This is a genomic window from Streptomyces sp. NPDC020379 (genome assembly GCF_044387105.1).
In the GTDB taxonomy this organism is placed as follows: domain Bacteria; phylum Actinomycetota; class Actinomycetes; order Streptomycetales; family Streptomycetaceae; genus Streptomyces.
Window position 1 is genome coordinate 69,830 of sequence record NZ_JBIRVR010000001.1, and the last position, 21,889, is coordinate 91,718.

General features: G+C 72.1%; 20 protein-coding genes and 1 pseudogene. 7 read left to right on the plus strand and 14 right to left on the minus strand.

Translation table 11 applies throughout. The features are described from left to right. Positions 1-75: 75 nt before the first annotated feature. Together ectB and ectA are read right to left on the minus strand one after the other, a co-directional pair. The gene (ectB, locus tag ACH427_RS00380) at positions 76-1,344 is read right to left on the minus strand and encodes a diaminobutyrate--2-oxoglutarate transaminase (protein WP_398867112.1); all 1,269 of its coding nucleotides are present in this window, start codon (positions 1,342-1,344) and stop codon (positions 76-78) included. A 41-nt stretch (positions 1,345-1,385) separates the two neighbouring features. Continuing rightward, positions 1,386-1,934: a diaminobutyrate acetyltransferase gene (gene ectA, locus ACH427_RS00385; protein WP_398867113.1), complete on the minus strand. Its 549-nt coding sequence runs from the start codon at positions 1,932-1,934 to the stop codon at positions 1,386-1,388. 381 nt (positions 1,935-2,315) lie between these two features. On the opposite strand from ectA, the gene ACH427_RS00390 reads away from it, so the two are divergent. Then, positions 2,316-3,416 carry an amidohydrolase family protein gene (locus ACH427_RS00390; protein ID WP_398867114.1) on the plus strand — a complete coding sequence of 367 codons (1,101 nt, stop codon included), beginning with the start codon at positions 2,316-2,318 and terminating at the stop codon, positions 3,414-3,416. 270 nt (positions 3,417-3,686) lie between these two features. Here ACH427_RS00390 and ACH427_RS00395 read toward each other — a convergent pair whose 3' ends face one another. Continuing rightward, a complete protein-coding gene (locus tag ACH427_RS00395) occupies positions 3,687-4,841 on the minus strand; it encodes a serine hydrolase domain-containing protein (protein ID WP_398867115.1) in 1,155 nt (384 codons plus the stop codon). Between the two features lie 153 nt (positions 4,842-4,994). Here ACH427_RS00395 and ACH427_RS00400 point away from each other — a divergent pair, with 153 nt between their 5' ends. Then, positions 4,995-5,801 (plus strand): NAD-dependent epimerase/dehydratase family protein, encoded by an 807-nt coding sequence (locus tag ACH427_RS00400; RefSeq protein WP_398867116.1) that lies wholly within the window; start codon positions 4,995-4,997, stop codon positions 5,799-5,801. 76 nt (positions 5,802-5,877) lie between these two features. Further along, on the plus strand, positions 5,878-7,086 hold the full coding sequence (locus tag ACH427_RS00405) for a TerD family protein (protein WP_398867478.1): 1,209 nt from the start codon (positions 5,878-5,880) through the stop codon (positions 7,084-7,086). On the opposite strand, the pseudogene ACH427_RS00410 reads toward ACH427_RS00405, so the two are convergent. After that, a pseudogene (locus ACH427_RS00410) lies at positions 7,039-8,104 on the minus strand (MsnO8 family LLM class oxidoreductase). The gene ACH427_RS00405 and the pseudogene ACH427_RS00410 sit on opposite strands and share 48 nt — an antisense overlap. Before the next feature lie 292 nt (positions 8,105-8,396). Next, a complete protein-coding gene (locus ACH427_RS00415) occupies positions 8,397-9,893 on the minus strand; it encodes a hypothetical protein (protein ID WP_398867117.1) in 1,497 nt (498 codons plus the stop codon). A 389-nt stretch (positions 9,894-10,282) separates the two neighbouring features. Between ACH427_RS00415 and dapA the strand changes: the two genes are divergently transcribed. After that, positions 10,283-11,173: a 4-hydroxy-tetrahydrodipicolinate synthase gene (gene dapA / locus ACH427_RS00420; protein WP_398867118.1), complete on the plus strand. Its 891-nt coding sequence runs from the start codon at positions 10,283-10,285 to the stop codon at positions 11,171-11,173. Positions 11,174-11,182: 9 nt separating this feature from the next. Here dapA and dapD read toward each other — a convergent pair whose 3' ends face one another. After that, positions 11,183-12,172 (minus strand): 2,3,4,5-tetrahydropyridine-2,6-dicarboxylate N-succinyltransferase, encoded by a 990-nt coding sequence (dapD, locus tag ACH427_RS00425; protein WP_398867119.1) that lies wholly within the window; start codon positions 12,170-12,172, stop codon positions 11,183-11,185. A gap of 172 nt (positions 12,173-12,344) precedes the next feature. Between dapD and ACH427_RS00430 the strand changes: the two genes are divergently transcribed. Together ACH427_RS00430 and ACH427_RS00435 are read left to right on the plus strand one after the other, a co-directional pair. Then, a complete protein-coding gene (locus tag ACH427_RS00430; RefSeq protein WP_398867120.1) occupies positions 12,345-13,025 on the plus strand; it encodes a DUF6445 family protein in 681 nt (226 codons plus the stop codon). 35 nt (positions 13,026-13,060) lie between these two features. After that, positions 13,061-14,065, plus strand: a complete 1,005-nt coding sequence (locus ACH427_RS00435; RefSeq protein WP_398867121.1) for an agmatine/peptidylarginine deiminase — start codon at positions 13,061-13,063, stop codon at positions 14,063-14,065. Between the two features lie 44 nt (positions 14,066-14,109). On the opposite strand, the gene ACH427_RS00440 is transcribed toward ACH427_RS00435, so the two are convergent. From ACH427_RS00440 to ACH427_RS00475, 8 genes are read right to left on the minus strand one after another with little or no spacing between them, the layout of a single operon-like run. After that, positions 14,110-14,448: a metal-sulfur cluster assembly factor gene (locus ACH427_RS00440; RefSeq protein WP_366006555.1), complete on the minus strand. Its 339-nt coding sequence runs from the start codon at positions 14,446-14,448 to the stop codon at positions 14,110-14,112. Then, complete coding sequence (gene sufU / locus ACH427_RS00445) at positions 14,445-14,900, minus strand: Fe-S cluster assembly sulfur transfer protein SufU (protein WP_116211121.1); 456 nt, start codon at positions 14,898-14,900, stop codon at positions 14,445-14,447. Before sufU ends, ACH427_RS00440 begins: the two co-directional genes overlap by 4 nt. Before the next feature lie 20 nt (positions 14,901-14,920). Continuing rightward, on the minus strand, positions 14,921-16,177 hold the full coding sequence (locus ACH427_RS00450; RefSeq protein ID WP_366006557.1) for a cysteine desulfurase: 1,257 nt from the start codon (positions 16,175-16,177) through the stop codon (positions 14,921-14,923). 4 nt (positions 16,178-16,181) lie between these two features. After that, positions 16,182-16,940: a Fe-S cluster assembly ATPase SufC gene (gene sufC / locus ACH427_RS00455; RefSeq protein WP_366006558.1), complete on the minus strand. Its 759-nt coding sequence runs from the start codon at positions 16,938-16,940 to the stop codon at positions 16,182-16,184. Positions 16,941-16,947: 7 nt separating this feature from the next. Continuing rightward, complete coding sequence (locus ACH427_RS00460) at positions 16,948-17,268, minus strand: non-heme iron oxygenase ferredoxin subunit (RefSeq protein WP_106679508.1); 321 nt, start codon at positions 17,266-17,268, stop codon at positions 16,948-16,950. Further along, positions 17,265-18,446, minus strand: coding sequence for a Fe-S cluster assembly protein SufD (sufD, locus tag ACH427_RS00465; RefSeq protein ID WP_398867122.1), 1,182 nt, complete (start codon positions 18,444-18,446; stop codon positions 17,265-17,267). The genes ACH427_RS00460 and sufD overlap by 4 nt, the downstream gene beginning before the upstream one ends. Before the next feature lie 58 nt (positions 18,447-18,504). After that, a complete protein-coding gene (gene sufB, locus ACH427_RS00470; protein ID WP_361527921.1) occupies positions 18,505-19,926 on the minus strand; it encodes a Fe-S cluster assembly protein SufB in 1,422 nt (473 codons plus the stop codon). After that, the gene (locus ACH427_RS00475; RefSeq protein WP_398867123.1) at positions 19,923-20,744 is read right to left on the minus strand and encodes a helix-turn-helix transcriptional regulator; all 822 of its coding nucleotides are present in this window, start codon (positions 20,742-20,744) and stop codon (positions 19,923-19,925) included. Before ACH427_RS00475 ends, sufB begins: the two co-directional genes overlap by 4 nt. Before the next feature lie 173 nt (positions 20,745-20,917). On the opposite strand from ACH427_RS00475, the gene ACH427_RS00480 reads away from it, so the two are divergent. Beyond that, the gene (locus ACH427_RS00480; RefSeq protein ID WP_398867124.1) at positions 20,918-21,889 is read left to right on the plus strand and encodes an ABC transporter ATP-binding protein; all 972 of its coding nucleotides are present in this window, start codon (positions 20,918-20,920) and stop codon (positions 21,887-21,889) included.

Here is a 21,889-nt window from a genome sequence, read left to right on the forward strand (position 1 = left end):
TGGTGCCTCTTTCAGTCTGGTTTCTGTCTGGTTTCTGCCCGGGGCGGGCCGGGGGCGGGCCGGGCGGGATGCCGCTCAGGCGGTCTCGCGGACCGCGCGGGCGAGGATGCGCAGGCCCTCGTCGAGGTCCTCGGGGGAGATGGTCAGGGCCGGGAGCAGCTTGACGACCTCGCTCTCGGGGCCGGAGGTCTCGATGAGCAGGCCGAGTTCGAAGGCGCGCGCGGCGACGGCGGACGCCCGCGCGCGGTCGGTGAACTCCAGGCCCCAGACCAGGCCCCGGCCGCGGTACCGCCCGCCCAGGGCGGGGTGCTCGGCACAGATCGCGCGCAGTGCCTGCTCGACCTGCTCGCCGCGGGCGAAGGTCTGCTTCTCCGTCTGGCCGTCGGTCCAGTAGGCGTTCAGGGCGGCGGCCGCGGTGACGAAGGCGGGGTTGTTGCCGCGGAAGGTGCCGTTGTGCTCGCCGGGCTCCCAGAGGTCGAGCTCGGGCTTGAAGAGGGTGAGCGCCATGGGCATGCCGTAGCCGCCGATGGACTTGGAGAGGGTGACGATGTCGGGCGTGATGCCCGCCTCCTCGAAGGAGAAGAAGCCGCCGGTGCGGCCGCAGCCCATCTGGATGTCGTCGACGATGAGCAGCATGTCGCGCCGCTCGCACAGCGCGGCGAGCGCGCGGAGCCACTCGGGGCGCGCGACGTTGATGCCGCCCTCCCCCTGCACGGTCTCGACGATCACGGCGGCGGGGGTGTTGAGGCCCGAGCCCTGGTCCTCCAGGAGCCGCTCGAACCACAGGAAGTCCGGGACCTGCCCGTCGAAGTAGTTGTCGAAGGGCATGGGCGTGCCGTGCACCAGCGGGATGCCGGCCCCGGCGCGCTTGAAGGCGTTGCCGGTGACGGCCAGCGAGCCCAGCGACATGCCGTGGAAGGCGTTGGTGAAGGAGACGACCGACTCGCGCCCCTTGGCCTTGCGGGCCAGCTTGAGCGCGGCCTCCACGGCGTTGGTGCCCGTCGGCCCGGGGAACATCACCTTGTACGGCAGGTCGCGCGGGCGGAGCACGACGTCCTGGAAGGTCTCCAGGAAGGCGCGCTTGGCGCTCGTCGCCATGTCCAGGCCGTGGGTGACGCCGTCGCGTTCGAGATAGTCGAGCAGGGCGCGTTTGAGCACGGGGTTGTTGTGGCCGTAGTTGAGCGCCCCGGCGCCGGCGAAGAAGTCGAGGTAGGTGTGGCCGTCCTCGTCGTACATCCGGCTGCCGTGGGCGCGGTCGAAGACGGCGGGCCAGCTTCGGCAGTAGCTGCGCACCTCCGACTCCAGGCTCTCGAAGACGCTCAGTGCGGGCGGGGTGATGGTCACAGCACACTCCAGGAAGGACGGGGGTGGTGGCTCGGGGGTGGTCAGGCCGCGAGGGGGCCGATGCGGTGCAGCACCTCGGGGGCGTGGCCGCCGTCGGGGAACAGGCCGCCGTCGAAGAGCACCTCGCGCTCCACGGACGCGCCATGGCGCTCGGCGAAGGAGGCGAAGAGCCGGTTGGACGCGGTGTTGTCGGGCGTGACGGTGGTCTCGACACCGCGCACGCCCAGCTCCCGGGCGGCCCGGGCGACGAGCCCGTCCAGCAGCGCGGCGGCCAGGCCCCGGCCGCGGTGCGCGTGGTCGACGGCGACCTGCCAGATGACGAGGGTGTGGGGCCGGTCGGGGCGGATGTAGCCGGTGACGAAGCCGGCCGGCTCCCCGTCGGCGCCGCGGGCCACGGCGGAGGTGGCGGCGAAGTCACGGCACCACAGCAGATAGCTGTACGAGGAGTTGAGGTCCAGCGCCTTCGAGTCACGGGCGATCCGCCAGATCGCGGCCCCGTCCTCGACGCGCGGGCTGTCGAGCGTGAGCCCCTCCGGCATTTCCGGGAATTCACTGCGGGCACGTACAAGGTCTGCTTGCGCGGCGGTCATGCGGAGTGAATTTACCGAGGTGAATCAAAAAATGCATGGGGGTACGGTCTTTACCGGGGCGGCATCACGTGTTATCGCGCGAGTGGGCGGGCGCGCGAGCCACCCCGAAACGACACCCATTTGTCGGCTATTACCGGACACTCCGGGCGGATTTGTGGGGTCGGTCACAAGAAAGATCCACCCGCTCGGGCGTCAATAAAATTCGCGCGTTTAGGGTCAGGCCATGGGGGCAGGCGAAGGCAGGGAATTTGCATTCACTTATATCCGGAGGGAAATCGGGACCGGGAACCGCACCGAATCGAATACCGCCCACGGACCGGCGTCCGAAGTGGCACCCCGGCGGCCCGCCGCACCGCACACGGCCCCGAATACAGTGACCCCATGAGCGACAGCGAAGTGCTGCACATCAAGGGACGCGTGCTCACCGGCCCCGACCCCGACCGCGGAACGCGCGACGAACTGTGGGCCGTGGACGGCCGGATCACCTTCGACCGCCCGGCGGGGGCACGCGAAGTCACCACCCTCGAAGGCTGGGTGCTCCCCGGCCTCGTCGACGCCCACTGCCATGTGGGGCTCGACGCCCACGGTCCGGTCGACGAATCCACCAGCGAGAAGCAGGCGTTGACGGACCGCGACGCCGGCGCTCTGCTGCTGCGGGACGCGGGCTCCCCCTCCGACACCCGGTGGATCGACGACCGCGAGGACCTGCCGCGGATCATCCGCGCGGGCCGCCACATCGCCCGTACCCGCCGCTACATCCGCAACTACGCGCACGAGATCGAGCCCGAGGACCTCGTGGCCTATGTGGCGCGTGAGGCGCGGCGCGGGGACGGCTGGGTCAAGCTCGTCGGTGACTGGATCGACCGCGAGACGGGCGACCTGTCGCTGTGCTGGCCGCGCGGCGCGGTGGAGGCCGCCATCGCCGAGGCGCACCGGCTGGGGGCGCGGGTCACGGCGCACTGCTTCGCCGAGGAGTCCCTCGCGCCGCTGGTGGAGGCGGGCATCGACTGCGTCGAGCACGCCACCGGGCTGACCGAGGAGACCATCCCGCTCTTCGCCGAGCGGGGCGTGGCGATCGTGCCGACGCTGGTCAACATCGCGACGTTCCCGGCCCTCGCGCGGGGCGGCGAGGCGAAGTTCCCGCGCTGGGCGGACCACATGCGCCGCCTGCACGCGCGGCGCTACGAGACGGTGGCCGCGGCGTACGACGCGGGCATCCCCGTCTACGTCGGTACGGACGCGGGCGGGTCCCTCGCGCACGGCCTGGTGGCCCAGGAGGTCGCCGAGCTGGTCAAGGCGGGGATCCCGGCGACGGCCGCGCTCGCGGCGGCCTCCTGGGGCGCGCGCTCCTGGCTCGGCCGCCCCGGCCTGGAGGAGGGCGCCCCAGCGGACCTGGTGATCTACGACAGCGACCCACGCGAGGACGTCAGGGTGCTGGGTGCTCCGCGGCGGGTGGTGCTCAGGGGGAAGGTGATCCGCTGAGCGGCGGCCTCGGCCGTCGGCGTGGGAGAACTGCCCCCGGGCACGGGCCGTCACACGCCTCCGACGGACGGCAGTCGTACGGAGCGGCGCACACACGGAGGCGCGGGCCGCGCCCGAACACCGGACCCGCCGTCCCCGGGCGGCCGGCGCCCGTACACCCGGCGCCGTCCCCGGGCGCGGTCCGTCACACCGCTTGAGTCGTACGGACCGGCCCGCGCCCGTACACCCGACCCGCCGTCCCCGGGCGCGGCCCGCGCCCGGGGACAAGGCTCAGCTCGCCGACGCGCAGTCGTACACCACAGCGGCCAGGCGGAGCGCCTCCGGGGCCGCGCCGCCGGGGAAGGCGAAGCGGCGGCGGTTGTAGCCGAAGGCGAGGGCGCGGCTGGGGTCGGCGAAGGCGACCGAGCCGGCCGCGCCGTTGTGCCCGAAGGACCGCCCGCCCAGGAACGGGAAGGTGTCCGAGACCGCCGTGAAGCCCAGCCCGAAGGCACTGTGCTGACGCAGGACCAGGTCGTGCCCGACCGAGTGGACCTGGGCGAACTCGGCGGCCGTACCGGGCGTGAGCAGCGGCTCCTTGCCGTCGACGGTGCTGATGGCCGCCGCGTAGAGCCGGGCGAGGCCGCGCGCGGAGGCCATGCCGCCGACGGAGGCGGGGCCGCCCGCGCGGATGACTCGGGAGTTGGGCAGCGACTCCAGCACGGTCGGCACGGCGTGGTTGAGGTTGAACGCGATGCCCCTCAGGCTCTCCGGCCCGCCGGCGACCTCCAGCAGGGCGCGCTTCTGCTCGGGCGTCGGGTCCATCGGCAGGGTGTCCAGCACCCGGTGCTCCTGGTCCTCGGGCAGGCCCATGTAGAAGTCGATGCCGTACGGCGCGCGGATCCGCGTCTCGTAGAACTCCTGCATGGTCAGCCCGGTCACCCGGCGGACGACCTCGCCGGTGAGGGCGCCGATGACCAGGCCGTGGTAGCCGAAGGCGGCGCCCGGCCGCCAGTGCGGGCGCTGCGCGGCGAGCCGCTCGGCTATCACACGGTCGTCCGCGAGCTCCTCCAGGGTGAGCCCGCCGTCGACGCCGGCCAGGCCCGCGCGGTGGGCGAGCAGCTCGCGCAGCGTGACGCGCCCCTTGCCCTCGGCGGCGAACTCGGGCCAGTAGTGGCTCACTTCCCGGTCCAGGTCGAGGGTGCCGTCCTGCACGAGCATCGCCACGACGAGGTGGGCGGCGCCCTTGGTGGAGGAGAAGACCCCGGTGAGGGAGTCGGCCTCGATGCCGGGGCCGCCCCACAGGTCGACGACCTGACGGCCGTCCACATAGGCGGCGAGCTGCGCCGAGTGCCCCTCGCGCTCCTCGGCGAGGGACGCCTCGAACTCCTCACGCACAGCTTCGTAGCCCTTGGCGACAGTGCCCTGGGCGGTGACGCCGTTCGACATGTGTGTGCTCCTCGTGGATCAGGATGAGCGGATCTTGTGTCGGTGTGGAGCAGCGCGGGGCGCCGGGATATTCCGCTGACCTGGGAAAAGGCATGCTCTTCCGGCCAATCGGGGGGACTTGACCCCGTACGTCCCCCTCCCTACCGTGACCGCATGCCGACCTCTCGCACCGTCCTCGTCACCGGCGCCGCCGGAGGCATCGGCACCTTCCTGCGCGAGCTGCTCCCCGGACACGGGCACCGGCTGCGCCTGTTCGACCGGCGCCCGGTCGAGGGCGAGCCGGGCGCCGTCACGGCCGAGCTCCACGACGACAAGGCGCTGCGCGCGGCCATGGCGGGCGTCGACGCGGTCGTCCATCTCGCGGGGATCCCGCTGGAGGCGCCCTTCGAGGAGATCCTGCGCTCCAACATCGAGGGCACGTACCGCCTTTACGAGGCGGCGCGGCTGGAGGGCGTCCGGCGGGTCGTCCTCGCGTCGAGCAACCACGCCGTCGGCTTCACCCCGGTCCCGGCCGAGGGTGCGCCCCCGGTCCCCGTCACGACGCCGCACCGCCCGGACACCTTCTACGGGCTGTCCAAGTGCTTCGGTGAGGACCTCGCCGCCCTCTACTGGCACCGGCACGGGATCGAGTCGGTCTGCCTGCGCATCGGCTCCTGCTTCCGCGCACCGCGGTCCGCCCGCATGCTGGCCACCTGGCTGAGCCCCGGCGACTGCGCCCGGCTGGCGCACGCCGCGCTGACGGCGGAGGGGGTGGGGCACACCGTGGTGTACGGCAGCTCCGCCAACACCCGTCTGTGGTGGGACCTGTCCGGCGCCCGCGCGCTCGGTTACGAGCCGCTGGACGACTCGGAGCCGTACGCCGCCGAGCTGCTCGCGGCGGAGGACGGGGGCCCGCGGCCCGGTGACGCCTGGCTCGGCGGCCCCTTCTGCACGGACAGCCCGCCCACGCTGGAGTCCTGACGGCGGCGGGCGGGAATCCGACGTTCGGTAATGGAACCGCAAAGCGCGGCCACTCGTTACCCGGGACATGACCGCTATGACACCCGGCTCGAACATCCCACTGGCCGTCACGCGCGTGACGGTTGACGTCACCGCACCGGTGCGGCTCGACGTCTCGGGCCTGCTGCTCACCGCCGACGGCAAGGTGCGCTCCGACGACGACTTCGTCTTCTACAACCAGCCCAGCGGGCCGGGCGTGACCCATCGCGCCGCGTCCGCCGGCACGCCCGACTCGATCACCGTGGACACCGGCGCGGTGCCGGACGGCATCGAGAAGATCGTGGTGACGGCCAGCCCGGACGCCGCGGGCGCGACCTTCGCGGGCACCGAGCCGACCGCGACGGTGCGCAGCGCGGACGACGGCTCCGTGCTCGCCACGTTCACCCCGCCGCGGCTGGGCTCGGAGACGGCGCTGGTGGTCATCGAGGTCTATCGCCGGGCCGGTGCGTGGAAGGTGCGCGCGGTCGGCCAGGGTTACGCCAACGGCCTGGCGGGCATCGCCACGGACTTCGGCGTGAGCGTGGAGGAGCCGGCCGCGGCCCCGGCGCCGCCCGTCGCCCCGCCGGCCGCCCCGCCCGTGCCCGCGCAGGCGCCGCCCGCCGGCCAGTGGGGCGCTCCGGCCGCTCCCCCGGCCCCCGCCGCGCCGCCCGCCTTCCCGCCCGCGCCCGGGAAGATCAATCTCGACAAGGGCCGTGTCAGCCTCCGGAAGAACCAGACGGTCTCCCTCGTCAAGGGCGGCAAGCCGCTGGCCCGGTCGGTGCGGATGGGCCTCGGCTGGGAGCCCGCGTACGGCAGCCGCGCCATCGACCTCGACGCCTCGGTGATCGCCTACGGCCCCGACCGCAACATGATCGACGCCTGCTACTTCGGCAAGCTCCAGATCCTCAACGGCGCGATCCAGCACTCCGGCGACAACCTCACCGGCGAGGGCTCGGGCGACGACGAGTCGATCACCGTGCACATGGAGGGCCTGCCGCCCGAGGTGACCGGCCTGGTCTTCACCGTCAGCTCCTTCAACGGCCAGAAGTTCACCCAGGTCGCCAAGGCGTACTGCCGCCTGCTCGACGCCCGTACGGGTGAGGAGCTGGTGCGCTTCGACCTGACGGGGGCCGAGCCCAGGACCGGCGTGCTGATGTGCAAGTTCATCCGGCAGTTCTCGGGCGAGTGGGAGATGACGGCCCTCGGGGAGTACGTGAAGTCAAGGACGGTGCGCGACCTGGTCAAGCCCGCCGCCCAGGCCCTGTGACACCCCCGCCGGCAGCCCGGCGAGGCGGGCCAGCCGGCGGTAGGAGGCGAGCAGCGCCACCCGGTCGTGGGAAGCGGTGGTGACCAGCACCTCGTCGGCGCCGCTGCGCTCGATGAGCGAGTCGAGCGCGGCGGCCACCTCGTCCTCCGTGCCGTGGATGTGGCCGCGCAGCCCGGTCTCGTAGAAGCCGCGCTCCCGGTCCGTCATGGTCAGGGAGTCGATCTCCTCGGCGGAGGTCAGCGGCGGGAAGACGCCGTGCGTACGGGAGTAGGCCAGCGCCCACGCCTCCGGCATCAGCAGGCGGCGGGCCCGCTCGGTGCTCTCCGCCACGGCCACGTTGCCCGCGACGACGACGTAGGGGCGGTTCGCGCAGGGCGGAGGGGCGGAAGGCGGCGCGGTAGCGGTCGATGGCCAGGAGCGTCCTCTCCTCGCCGGTCAGGCCGCCGATGACCAGGGCCGCGCCCGCCTCGGCGGCCGGCTCGGCGCCCGCTCCGTTGGCGAGGACGAACATGGGCACCCGCAGGCCCTCCGCCGGGCGGGCGTGCACCTCGGGGTGGGCGCGGGCGCCGCCGGTGAAGTAGGCCGTGAGCTCGGCGAGCTGCGCGCCGAAGTCCCCCATGGCGTCCTTGTCCGTGCCGAGCGCCCGGCGGATGCCGTCGGTGAAGCCCACGGAGCGGCCCAGGCCCATGTCGATCCGGCCCGGGAAGAGGGACTCCAGCACGCCGAACTGTTCGGCGACCACCAGGGTGCGGTGGTTGGGCAGCATCACCCCACCGGTGCCGACGCGGATGCGGGAGGTCGCGGCGGCGACGGCCGCGGCCAGCACGGTGGGCGCGGAGCCGGCCACTCCGGGCACGCTGTGGTGCTCCGAGACCCAGAACCGGTGGTAGCCGAGCGCCTCGGCCTCGCCCGCGAACCGCACGCTCTCCCGCAGCGCCTCCCCCGGCTCATGGCCCTGCCGGGTGCGGGAACGGTCGAGGACGGAGAAGGGCGTGCTCCGTATGCGGGCGGTGGTCACCCTTGTGTCAACGCCGCTGCGGGCGGGTGATTCCCGCTGCCTTGAAGTGCGGTGCCGCCGCCTCCCCCGGCTTCCTCTCCCAGGCTCCGTCCGGGGGCGCCCCCGGAGGTGCCCGCGCCGCGCGGGCTGGAATCCGGGATGGGGACCATGGCTCGTCACATGCGGGCCGCAGGCTACGGACCACGGTCCGCGATGCCCCCCGTCCGGCGATCGAGGACAGCGCGGCGAAGCCGTGTCGCGGGGCCCGGGGCGGAGCCCCGCGACAGCGCCGAACCGTCCGCCACCACCACGATCAGCGGCGCGACCGCGCCTTGAAAGCCGCCTTCCGCGCTTCCTTGGCCGTCTTCTTGTCCGGGTGCAGGCGGCCCATCGCCTCCAGGACGTCCGCCGTCGCCGGGTGGTCCACCCGCCACGCCGAGTCGAAGAAGCCGCTGTGCCGGCCCACCAGGTCCGTCACCAGGTCGCGCAGCTCGTCCGAGTCGCCGTCGGCCGCCAGCTGCGCGGCGATCGTGTCGACGGTCAGCCAGAAGACCATCGTCTCGTCGGGCTCGGGGATGTCCGCCGCGCCGTGCTCGGCGAGCCAGACCCGGGCGAGGCCGCCGAGCTCGCGGTCGTCGAGGACCTCGCGCAGCGCGGGCTCCGCCTCCGGGCCGAGGAGGGAGAGGGTCTGCTGGCAGGACAGCCGGCGGCGCGGCGCCTCGTCGTCCGCGCCGCGCGCGGCGGCGACCAGCTCCCGGGCGGCGTCGAGCGGCGCGCGGCGGGCCAGCCACAGCTCCGTCTCGGCGCGGGCGGCCGCGCCGGGGTGGCCGGGCAGCGCGGCGAGGAGGACGTCGGCGCTCTCCTCGGCCAGGTCGCCGACGGCCGGGGCGTCGATCCCGGCCTCGAGCATCCGGGTGCGTACGGCGTGGACGCCGAGCGGGGTGAGGGTGACCAGGCCGTAGCGGCTGACGTCCTCGTCCTCGGGGCTGTCGGAGTCCACCCCGTCGACGGACTCGCGGATGTGCCCCTCGCCGTCGACCTCTTCGATGAGGGCCTCGTCGACCGGCTGGTACGCCACGATCCCGGTCGCCGCGAGCATCCGGAACTGGTCGTCCAGGCGCATCATCGCGTCGGAGACCTCTTCGAGGACGTCGTCGGTCGGCTCGTCCATGTCATCGGGAACGATCATGGAGGCGGCGAGCGCGGGCAGCGGCACGGGGCGCTCGGCGGCGCTCTCGTCCAGCGCGGTCAGCAGATAGAGGTTGCCGAGGACGCCGTCGAGGAAGTCGGCCTCCTCCTCGGGGTTCCAGTCGAGGGAGTCGAGGTCGATGTCCCCGCCCTCGGAGATCCGGTCGACGATGTCGCCGAGATCGGGGGCCGCGGCGTCGGCGAGGACGGTCTCCACGCCGCCGAGCCAGAGCTCCAGGATGTCGGCGGGGCTGCCGGAGGTGAGGGTCTCCATCTCCTCGCCCACGGTGGCGATCTCGGAGGGCGCGTCGGGGTCGGCGTCCGCGGGCCCGTCGGAGAGTACGGGTGCGGCCTCCACCAGCCCGGTGTCCAGCGCGTGCTGCCACGCCTCGGCGGCGTACGCCGGGCCGTCCTCGTCGCCGGTGAGGCCCAGGAGCTCGGTGGCGGTCTGCAACTGCTCGGCGAGCAGCTCACCGCCCGCTCCGGCCGGGACGCCCTTCTCGCCGGCCCAGCGGGCGAGCCGCGCGGCGCGTGTCAGCAACGGCGTGGACAGCGCGTCACGCGCGAGCTCCGCGTCGGAGTGAAGCCGCACCGGCGGCATGGTCGGGCGGTCTCCGGACATCAGGGGGGTCATCTCCTCGTCGTGAAACAGGCCGCGCCGCGATCGCCCGGCGCGCGATGACCAAGCGTAGACGGGTTTTCACCGGAGCCGCCCGGTTCATCGCCCCCTCGGCTGCCGTACACCCGCGCACCCTTGACAACTGCCTTGACCAATCCGGGTATTGATGCGCGTAGATCCCCCCGGCGCGCTCGAACACCCCTCCCGGCCGACCGCTCCCGGCGGGACGACGGGGTATCCAAGGGCGCGTCCGGCGCAAGGGAGTCCGCCCCGCGGACGCCGTGCCGAACTCCGTAGCGCTGCTTAGGGATTGCGACGAGAACATTTAAATGGACCTGAACAGCCGAAGGGGCCAGACTCCGGGGACAGCACCAGTACCGGAGAGTGACACGATGACCAGCAGCCCCTTCGGCCGCACCGTCTGCGCGATGGTGACCCCCTTCACCCCCGACGGCGAGCTCGATCTCGACGGGGCCCAGCGCCTCGCCGACCACCTCGTCGGCGCGGGCGGCTGCGACGGCCTGGTCCTCAGCGGGACCACGGGCGAGGCCCCGACGACCACGGACGCGGAGAAGTCGGCGCTGGTGCGGGCCGTGGCCGAGGCCATCGGCGGGCGGGCCCGGATCACGGCCGGCGTCGGGTCCTCCGACACCCGGCACACGATCGCGCTGGCGCGGGCGGCGGAGTCGGCCGGGGCGCACGGGGTCCTGGTGGTCACGCCGTATTACAGCCGGCCGCCGCAGGAGGACGTCGAGGAGCACTTCCGCACGGTCGCGGACGCGGTCGGGGTGCCGGTGATGCTCTACGACATCCCGGGCCGGACGGGCACCCGGATCGAGCCGGAGACCATCCTGCGGCTCGCGGAGCACCCGCGGATCGCCGGGGTCAAGGACTGCGCCTACGACCTGCTCGGCAGCTCGAAGGTGATCGCCGGGAGCGGGCTCGCCTACTACTCCGGCGTCGAGGAGCTGATTCTCCCGCTGCGCGCGGTCGGCGGCGTCGGCTGCGTCAGCACGGTCGCCAACGTCGCGGGCCCGGCCGTGGCGGCGGTCCTGGACGCGTACGACCGTGACGACACGGCGGAGGCCACGCGCCGCCACCAGCGGCTGCTGCCCCTGGTGACGGCGATGATGGCCGGCGGCCTGCCCGGCACGGTCACGGCGAAGGCCCTGCTCGGTGCCCTGGGCCTGCCGGGCGGCCCGGTCCGGGCACCGCTGCGGGCAGCGGCCCCGGACCGGGTGAAGGAGCTCCTGGCGGCCTGCGAGGCCGCCGTCGGCCCGTGACGGTGACCGTCAGTTGTGGCTGTGCAGCGCCTCGTTGAGCCCGCCCCAGGAGCCGGAGCGCGGCAGGGCCTCGACGCGGCCCGTCGTGGAGTTGCGGCGGAAGAGGAGGTTGTTCACGCCGGAGAGGTCCAGCGCCTTGACGACCTCGCCGTCCGGCAGCGTCACGCGCGTCCCCGCCGTGACGTACAGACCGGCCTCGACGATGCAGTCGTCGCCCAGCGCGATGCCGATGCCCGCCTCGGCACCGAGCAGGCAGCGCTCGCCGATGGAGATGATCTGCTTGCCGCCGCCGGACAGGGTGCCCATGACCGACGCGCCGCCGCCGATATCGGAGCCGTCGCCGACGACGACGCCCGCGCTGATCCGGCCCTCGACCATGGAGGTGCCGAGCGTGCCGGCGTTGAAGTTGACGAAGCCCTCGTGCATGACGGTGGTGCCGGGCGCGAGGTGCGCGCCGAGGCGGGCCCGGTCGGCGTCGGCGAGGCGGACGCCGGAGGGGGCGACGTAGTCGGTCATCCGCGGGAACTTGTCGATGCTGGTCACCGACAGGTGCAGGCCCTCGGCGCGCGCGTTCAGCCGGACCTTCTCGACCTGATCGACGGCGACCGGGCCGAGCGAGGTCCAGGCGACGTTCGCGAGCAGGCCGAAGATGCCGTCCAGGTTCTGGCCGTGCGGCCGGACCAGGCGGTGGGAGAGCAGGTGCAGGCGCAGGTAGGCGTCGTGCGCGTCGAGCGGCTTCTCGTCCAGCGAGGCGATGACCGTACGGACGGCGACGACCTCGACGCCGCGGCGCGGGTCCGGGCCGACCGCCTTGAGGGCACCCTCGCCCAGCAGCTCCACGGCGCGCTCGGCGGTCAGCCGCTCGGTCCCGGCCGGGCCGGGCTCGGCGACCAGCTCGGGGGCCGGGAACCAGGTGTCGAGGACGGTGCCGTCCGCGGTGATCGTCGCGAGGCCGGCGGCGACGGCGCCGGAGGTGAGGGAAGCTGCTGCATCGGTCATGGTCGAAAGCTAACCGGACACAGCCGCTCAATGCGAACCGGTCCCCTCGCCGATCACCGCGGGCGGGCGCACGCACGGTGGCGGCACCCTCACCCTCCGGCGGATCGAGTTGGGGCTATGTTGACCAATTCCAAGGCGAACGCTGGCAGTTGTCGACCGTATGGTCTGCCGCATGTCCCCCGAACCCGCGCGGAAGCCGACGCTGCCGGTGCTTCCCTACCGCAAACCCACCCCCGGCCGGGACTACTGGGTGCTGGACGACGTGCTGCCCGGCGTCGACGCCGTGCGGGAGCGCTGTCTCGCGAAGGACGACTGGGTCGAGGGGTATCCGCACAAGCCCGAGAGCTGGCCCGGCCTGCGGACCATGCCGGGGCTGGAGCCGGACGAGCTGGACCGCGTGGAGCGGCTGGTGCGCAAGGCGACCGGCGCCCGGCGGATCTGGAAGGAGACGGCGCCCGGCGGCGGGACGCTCAACCACAACTGCGTCCAGGTCGTGGGCAAGGACGAGTCCGAGCCCCGCCCGCACACCGATTCGCGCTCCCTGTGCCGCTACGCCGCAGTGCTCTACCTCAACCCCGGCGTGCCCAAGGACTGCGGCACCAGCTTCTACCGCCAGCAGCTGCCCGGCGGCAGGCTCGGCGGCAACATGGTGACGGCGCCGCACAACAACCTCGTCGACGCCCTGGGCACCCGCTTCGTCCCGCCGGACTCCTTCACCGAGGACGTACGCGTCCCGCACCGCTACAACCGGCTGCTCCTCTACACCGCCAACATGATGCACAGCGCCACCGGCTACTGGGGCAGCACCCTGGAGGACAAGCGCATGACGGCGGTCTTCTTCTGGATGGCCTGACGCCCGCCGTACCGCCCCGGTGACACGATGGCCGCATGAACCGCATGCCGTCCGAGTCGCTGCCGCACGTCCGCACCTTCATGGGCTGGCCCCCGGCCGGCTCCGTCTGGGGCCCGTACACCGCGGCCGTACGGCGTGACGTGGCCGCCGTCGCCCGGCTGATCGCGGAGTACGAGCCGGTGGTGCTGCTCGCGGGCCCCGGGGACGCGGAAGCCGCCCGCAAGGCGTGCGGCGGCGCGGTCGGGATCGCCGCCGTGCCGGTCGACGACCTGTGGCTGCGGGACTCGGGCCCGGTCTTCGTCACCGGGCCGGACGGCGGGCCCGCGGGCGTCGACTTCCGCTTCAACGGCTGGGGCGGCAAGCAGGACCACCCCCGTGACGGCCTGGTGGCCCGGCGGCTGCTGGAGGAGTACGGGGTGCCCAGGATCGAGGCACCCTTCGTCGCCGAGGGCGGCTCCCTGGAGACCGACGGGGAGGGCACGCTGCTGGTCACCGAGAGCTCGCTGGTCAACGACAACCGCAACCCCGGCCGCTCCCGCGCCGAGATCGAGGGCGGCCTGAAGGAGCTGCTGGGCGTCACCGAGGTGATCTGGCTGGAGGGCGTGCGCGGCGAGGACATCACCGACTGCCACGTCGACGCCCTGGCCCGCTTCGCCGCGCCCGGCACCGTCGTGCTCAGCGGCCCGCCCGCCGGCGCGGCACCCGATGTGTGGAGCCGGGTGCACGAGCGGGCCCGTGCGGTCCTGGAGCACGCCACCGACGCCCGCGGCCGCTCCCTGGAGATCGTCGACCTGCCCGAGGCGGACCTCGCCGAGCTCGGCGAGCGGGGCGAGGACTTCCTCGGCTCCTACGTCAACTACTACGTGGCCGGCGGCGCCGTGATCCTGCCCCGCTTCGGCGACCGGCGCGCCGACGAGCGCGCCGCGGCGGTCCTGCGCGATCTCCACCCCGGCCGCGAGGTGCGCGCCGTGGAGATCCCCACGCTCGCCGAGGGCGGCGGCGGCATCCACTGCGCCACACAGCAGCAGCCCGCCACCTGACCGGGTCGGGTGGCGGGCTGCCGCCGGGACTGGGAAGCGCGGTCTCAGACGTTGAAACCGAGCGCCCGGAGCTGCTCACGGCCGTCGTCCGTGATCTTGTCCGGGCCCCACGGCGGCATCCAGACCCAGTTGATCCGGAGCTCGTTGACGATGCCCTCGGTCGCGGACCGCGCCTGGTCCTCGATCACATCGGTCAGCGGGCAGGCCGCGGACGTCAGCGTCATGTCGAGGGTGGCGATGTTGGCATCGTCGATGTGGATGCCGTAGATGAGGCCGAGGTTGACGACGTCGATGCCCAGCTCGGGGTCGACGACGTCGTACAGCGCCTCGCGCACCTCCTCCTCGGAGGCCGGCTTCGTCGTCACGTCCACGTTCTCACTCATGCGGTCTTCCCTTCGGACAGCGCCTGCGCCGTCGCGTCCTTCCACGCCATCCAGCTCAGCAGCGCGCACTTCACGCGTGCCGGGTACTTGGAGACACCGGCGAACGCGACCGCGTCCTCCAGCACCTCTTCCATCGCGTCGTCCGGCTCGATCTTGCCCTTGGACTGCATCAGCTCCAGGAAGGTCTCCTGGATCCGGCGGGCCTCGGCGAGCTCCTTGCCGACCAGCAGCTCGTTGAGCACGGAGGCGCTGGCCTGGCTGATGGAGCAGCCCTGGCCCTCGTACGAGACATCTTCAATGGTCTCGCCGGAGAGCCGCACCCGCAGCGTGATCTCGTCGCCGCACGTCGGATTGACGTGGTGCACCTCGGCGTCGCCGGTCCGCAAGCCCCGCCCGTGCGGGTGCTTGTAGTGGTCCAGGATGACGTCCTGGTACATCGAATCAAGCTTCACAGTCAGCAGCCTCGTCCGTGTCAGCCGAAGAAGTTCCGTACGTGCTCCAGGCCCTCGACCAGCGCGTCTACCTCGCCGGGGGTGGAGTACAGATAGAACGACGCCCTGGTGGTCGCGGGAATTCCGTACCGCAGGCAGACGGGCCGTGCGCAGTGGTGTCCCACGCGGACCGCGATGCCCTGCTCGTCGAGCACCTGGCCGACGTCGTGCGGGTGGATGTCCCCGAGGGTGAAGGAGATCGTGGCCCCGCGGTCCTCGGCCGTGGTGGGGCCGATGATGCGCAGGTCGGGGACCTCCTGGAGCCTGCGCACCGCGTATTCGGTGATCGCGTGCTCGTGGCGGGCGATGTTCTCCATGCCGATCGCCGAGAGGTAGTCCACCGCGGCGCCGAGGCCGACGGCCTGGGCGATCGGGGGCGTACCGGCCTCGAACTTGTGCGGCGCGGGAGCGTAGGTGGAGGAGTGCATCGAGACGGTCTCGATCATCTCGCCGCCGCCGAGGAAGGGCGGCAGGTCCTCCAGGAGCTCCTGGCGGCCCCACAGGACACCGATGCCCGTCGGCGCGCACATCTTGTGGCCGGTGAAGGCCACGAAGTCGGCCTGGAGCGCCTGGACGTCCAGCACCATGTGCGGGGCGGCCTGGGAGGCGTCCACGACGACGAGCGCGCCGACCTCCTGGGCGCGGCGGACGATCGCCTCGACGGGGTTGACCGTGCCCATGATGTTGGAGACCAGCACAAAGGAGACGACCTTGGTCTTCTCGGTGATGATCTCGTCGATGTTGGACAGGTCGAGCCGGCCGTCGTCGGTGAGGCCGAACCACTTCAGCTTCGCGCCGGTGCGCTGCGAGAGCAGCTGCCAGGGCACGATGTTGGAGTGGTGCTCCATCTCCGTGATGACGATCTCGGTGTCGTGGTCCACGCGGTAGGGCTCGTCGGCCCAGCCGAGCATGTTGGCCACGAGGTTGAGCGACTCCGAGGCGTTCTTGGTGAAGATCACCTCGTCGCGGCTCGGGGCGTTGATGAAGGCGGCGACCTTGTCGCGCGCGCCCTCGTACAGCGCCGTGGCCTCCTCGGCGATGGTGTAGACACCGCGGTGGACGTTGGCGTTGTGGCGCTCGTAGTACGCGTTGAGCGCGTCGAGCACCTGGCGCGGCTTCTGCGAGGTCGCCGCGGAGTCCAGGTACACGATCTTCTTGCCGTCGTGGACCGTGCGGTCCAGGATCGGGAAGTCCTTACGGATCGCCTCGGTGTCGAGGAGCCCCGGCAGTATAGTCACGCGGTTATGCCCCCTTCGTCTGGTAGGCCTCGTAGCCCTCGTTCTCCAGCTTGTCGGCGAGCTCGGCGCCGCCGGACTCCACGATGCGACCGCCGGAGAAGACGTGGACGAAGTCGGGCTTGATGTAGCGCAGGATGCGCGTGTAGTGCGTGATCAGCAGGGTGCCGACCTCACCGGTCTCGCGGACGCGGTTGACGCCCTCGGAGACCTGGCGCAGCGCGTCGACGTCCAGGCCGGAGTCGGTCTCGTCGAGGATCGCGATCTTCGGCTTGAGGAGCTCCAGCTGGAGGATCTCGTGGCGCTTCTTCTCACCGCCGGAGAAGCCCTCGTTGACGTTGCGCTCGGCGAAGGCGGGGTCCATGTTGAGGCGCTCCATGGCCTCCTTGACCTCCTTCACCCAGGTGCGCAGCTTGGGGGCCTCGCCGCGGATCGCGGTGGCGGAGGTGCGCAGGAAGTTGGAGACCGAGACACCGGGGACCTCGACCGGGTACTGCATGGCGAGGAAGACGCCGGCGCGGGCGCGCTCGTCGACGGACATCTCGAGGACGTCCTCGCCGTCGAGGGTGACGGTGCCACCGGTGATCGTGTACTTCGGGTGCCCGGCCAGGGAGTACGCCAGGGTCGACTTGCCGGAGCCGTTGGGGCCCATGATGGCGTGGGTCTCGCCCTGCTTCACGGTCAGGTCGACGCCGCGCAGGATCTCCCGGGGGCCGTTCTCGGCTTCGACGGAAACGTGCAGGTCGTGGATCTCAAGCGTTGCCATGGGGAACTCAGGACTCCTGGGTGACGGAGACGAGCACGTCGTCCCCTTCGATCTTGACGGGGTATACGGGGACGGGACGCGTGGCGGGCAGGCCCGAGGGCTTGCCGGTGCGCAGGTCGAAGCTGGAGCCGTGCAGCCAGCACTCGATGGCGCAGTCCTCCACCTCGCCCTCGGAGAGCGAGACGTTCGCGTGGGAGCAGATGTCGTTGATGGCGAACACCTCGCCCTCGGTGCGGACGAGGGAGACCGGCGTGCCGTCGATCTCGACCCGCTTGGGGGTGTCCTCCTCCAGCTCGCTCAGGGCGGCCACCTTCACGAACGCGCTCATGCCACCGACGCTTCCAGCTCGGCCTCGATCTTGGCGATGAGGCGCTCCTCCAGCTCGGGGATGCCGATCTGCTGGACGAGCTCGGCGAAGAAGCCGCGGACGACCAGCCGGCGGGCCTCGTCGGCCGGGATGCCGCGGGCCATCAGATAGAAGAGCTGCTCGTCGTCGAAGCGGCCGGTCGCCGAGGCGTGGCCGGCGCCGACGATCTCGCCGGTCTCGATCTCCAGATTGGGCACGGAGTCGACCCGGGCGCCGTCGGTGAGGACGAGGTTGCGGTTGAGCTCGTAGGTGTCCGTGCCCTCGGCCGCGGCGCGGATGAGGACGTCGCCGATCCACACCGCGTGGGCGCCGTCGCCCTGCAGCGCGCCCTTGTAGGCGACGTTGCTGCGGCAGTGCGGGGTGTCGTGGTCGACGAAGAGGCGGTGCTCCTGGTGCTGGCCCTCGTCGGTGAAGTACAGGCCGTAGAGCTCGGCCTCGCCGCCGGGGGCGGCGTAGACGACGCGGGGGTGGAGGCGGACCAGGTCGCCGCCGAAGGTGACGATCACGGACTTGAAGGAGGCGTCGCGGCCGACCAGCGCGGTGTGCTGCGCGGCGTGCACCGCGGTGCCGTCCCAGTCCTGGATGGAGACGACGGTGAGCTTGGCGCCGTCGCCGATCAGGTACTCCACGTTGGCGGCGAGGGTGGCGTCGCCGGTGTGGTCGAGGACGACGACGGCCTCGGCGAAGGCGCCGAGCTCGACGACCTGGTGGCCGAAGGCCACGCCGCCCTCTCCGTGCACGGAGATGCGGACGGGCTCGGTGAGCACCGTGTCCTTCGGCACCGAGACGACCGATGCCTTCTCGAAGGAGCTGTACGCCTGGGCGGCGACGCGGTCGACCGGCTTGCCGGAGCGGCCGAGGCGGGCGTCGTCCCGGCCGACGGTCTCGACGGTGACCCCCTCGGGGGCGCTCACCTCGACCTTGACGCCGCCGCCGTCCGCCACCGCGGTGCCGTCGTGCAGACCGCGGAGGCGCTCCAGCGGGGTGAACCGCCACTCCTCCTCGCGGCCGTGCGGCACGGGGAAGTCCGCGACGTCGTACGAGGCGGGGGCGCTGACGCGCGCGTCGATGGGCTGCTGGGGCCCGCCCACCTGGATGGCGCCGTCGGTCGTGCTGCCGGCGGGAGTGTTGTCAGCCATGGCTGTCGTCGTGCTCTCTTCCTGTCACAAAGGGGTCGCTGCGGGGTGGGGGCGGCCGTCAGCCGACCGCGCCTTCCATCTGCAGCTCGATCAGCCGGTTGAGCTCCAGGGCGTACTCCATGGGCAGCTCACGGGCGATCGGCTCGACGAAGCCGCGCACGATCATCGCCATGGCCTCGAACTCCGTCAGGCCGCGGCTCATCAGGTAGAAGAGCTGGTCGTCGCTGACCTTGGAGACGGTCGCCTCGTGGCCCATGGAGACGTCGTCCTCGCGGACGTCGACGTAGGGGTAGGTGTCCGACCGGGAGATGGTGTCCACCAGCAGGGCGTCGCAGAGCACGTTCGACTTGGAGCCGTGGGCACCCTCGCCGATCTCGATCAGGCCGCGGTAGGAGGTGCGGCCGCCGCCTCGCGCCACCGACTTGGAGACGATGTTGGAGGAGGTGTTCGGCGCCATGTGGACCATCTTCGCGCCGGCGTCCTGGTGCTGGCCCTCGCCGGAGAAGGCGATGGAGAGGGTCTCGCCCTTGGCGTGCTCGCCCATCAGGTAGACGGCCGGGTACTTCATGGTCACCTTGGAGCCGATGTTGCCGTCGACCCACTCCATGGTCGCGCCCTCATAGGCCACGGCCCGCTTGGTGACCAGGTTGTAGACGTTGTTCGACCAGTTCTGGATGGTCGTGTAGCGGCAGCGGCCGCCCTTCTTCACGATGATCTCCACGACGGCGCTGTGCAGCGAGTCCGAGGAGTAGATCGGGGCGGTGCAGCCCTCGACGTAGTGCACGTAGGCGTTCTCGTCGACGATGATCAGCGTGCGCTCGAACTGGCCCATGTTCTCCGTGTTGATACGGAAGTAGGCCTGGAGCGGGATGTCGACGTGGACGCCCGGCGGGACGTAGATGAAGGAGCCACCGGACCACACGGCGGTGTTCAGCGAGGCGAACTTGTTGTCGCCGACAGGGATCACCGTGCCGAAGTACTCCTGGAAGATCTCCGGGTGCTCCTTGAGCGCGGTGTCGGTGTCCAGGAACAGGACGCCCTGCTCCTCCAGGTCCTCGCGGATCTGGTGGTAGACGACCTCCGACTCGTACTGCGCGGCGACACCGGCGACGAGGCGCTGCTTCTCGGCCTCCGGGATGCCCAGCTTGTCGTAGGTGTTCTTGATGTCCGCGGGCAGGTCCTCCCAGGTGGCGGCCTGCTTCTCGGTGGAGCGGACGAAGTACTTGATGTTGTCGAAGTCGATGCCGGAGAGGTCGGAGCCCCAGGTCGGCATGGGCTTCTTGTCGAAGAGCCGCAGGCCCTTCAGCCGCAGCTTGAGCATCCACTCCGGCTCGGACTTCTTGGCCGAGATGTCGCGGACGACCTCCTCGGAGAGGCCGCGCTTGGCCGCGGCACCGGCCACGTCGGAATCGGCCCAGCCGTATTCGTACGTGCCCAGGCCTTCGAGCTCAGGGTGGGCAGTCTCCGTGGGGAGAGTCATGCGGGGTTCCTCCCGGCCGTGCTGGCGGATGCTGTGGTGGTCTTGGTGGTGCGCTGCTTCTCGCTCTGCGGGCTGCCGCGCGGGATGAACGTCGTGCACACCCCGTCGCCGTGGGCGATGGTGGCAAGACGCTGCACATGCGTCCCGAGCAGGCGGGAGAAGACCTCGGTCTCCGCCTCGCACAGCTGCGGGAACTGCTCGGCGACATGGGCGACCGGGCAGTGGTGCTGGCAAAGCTGTTCGCCGACCGGAGCGCTACGCGCCGTAGCAGCGTACCCGTCTTCGGTCAATGCCCTGGCAAGGGCCTCCGCGCGGGATTCCGGCGCGACGGCCTCCAGGGCCCTGCGATACCCCTCGGCCTGCGCGGCCATCCGGGCGCGGGCGAAGGCGGCGACGGCCGCCTCGCCCATCTCACCGCCGCCGGCGGCCTGCGCGATCCAGCGCAGGGCGTCACCGGCGAGCTTGTCGTATGCCTGGTCGAAGGCGTCGCGGCCGCAGTCCGTGAGCGCGAACGCCTTGGCGGGGCGGCCACGCGTGCGCGCGCCGTAGACCCGCTTCTCGCGGGGCTCGACGACGCCCTCGGCGACGAGGGTGTCGAGGTGGCGGCGGACCGCGGCCTGTGTCAGCTCCAGGCGCAGGGCCAGCTCGGCCGCGGTGGACGGGCCGTGGTCGAGGATGGACCGGGCGACGCGGTTACGGGTGCCGCGCTGCTCGTCGTGAACGCGCTCCTCGTCGCGCGCGGGCGCGGGAGCAGAGGCGTGAACCCCGGCGGCCGGCCCGGCCGTGGGGTCCTGCGGAGCCTCGCTCGCGTATTTCACAACACCATTGTTGCGTAATTACCGGGATCCGGACAAGCCTCACCCGGACCGGCCGCCGGTGGCCTCGATCACTAAGGGTCACCTAACCGCCACCGTCAAGATCAACCGCCGGTTCAGGGGAATCCCGCACCCGGGGCGGTCCGCGGGGCGTCCGGGTTCGTAGACTTCCCGCCATGCGCAGCGTCTTCCCGGGGGACCGCCCGGCCGTCCCCCCGCCCCCCGGCCGTGAGCCCGCGGTCGAGGTCCGCGGGCTGGTGAAGCGGTACGGGCCGAAAACCGCCGTCGACGGCCTCGGCCTGTCCGTCGCCCGCGGCTCCCTCACCGCCGTGCTCGGCCCCAACGGCGCGGGCAAGACGACCACCGTCGAGACCTGCGAGGGCTACCGCCGCCCCGACGCCGGCACCGTGCGCGTGCTCGGCCTCGACCCGGTCGCCGACGCCGCCGCGCTGCGGCCGCGCGTCGGCGTGATGCTCCAGAGCGGGGGCGTCTACGCGGGCGCCCGCGCGGAGGAGATGCTGCGCCACACCGCCTCGCTGCACGCCCGCCCCCTCGACGTCGGCATGCTCATCGAGCGGCTCGGCCTGGAGAGCTGCGGGCGGACCGCCTACCGGCGGCTGTCCGGCGGCCAGCAGCAGCGGCTCTCCCTCGCGATGGCCGTCGTCGGCCGCCCCGAGCTGGTCTTCCTCGACGAGCCGACGGCCGGGCTCGACCCGCAGGCCCGGCACGCCACCTGGGACCTGGTGCGCGAGCTGCGCCAGGACGGCGTCACCGTCGTCCTGACCACGCACTACATGGACGAGGCGGAGGCCCTGGCCGACGACGTCGCCATCATCGACAGCGGCAAGGTCATCGCCCAGGGCAGCCCGGAGGAGCTCTGCCGCGGCGGCGCCGAGAACACGCTCCGCTTCAGCGGCCGCCCGGCGCTCGACCTCGCCTCGCTCCTCAAGGCCCTGCCCGCGGACTCCGCGGCGGTGGAGCTCACGCCCGGTACGTACCGGGTCAGCGGCAAGATCGACCCCCAGCTGCTGGCGACGGTCACCATATGGTGCGCGCAGCACGGGGTCATGCCGGACCGCATAGCGGTGGAACGGCACACGCTTGAGGACGTCTTCCTGGAACTGACCGGCAAGGAGTTGCGCGCATGA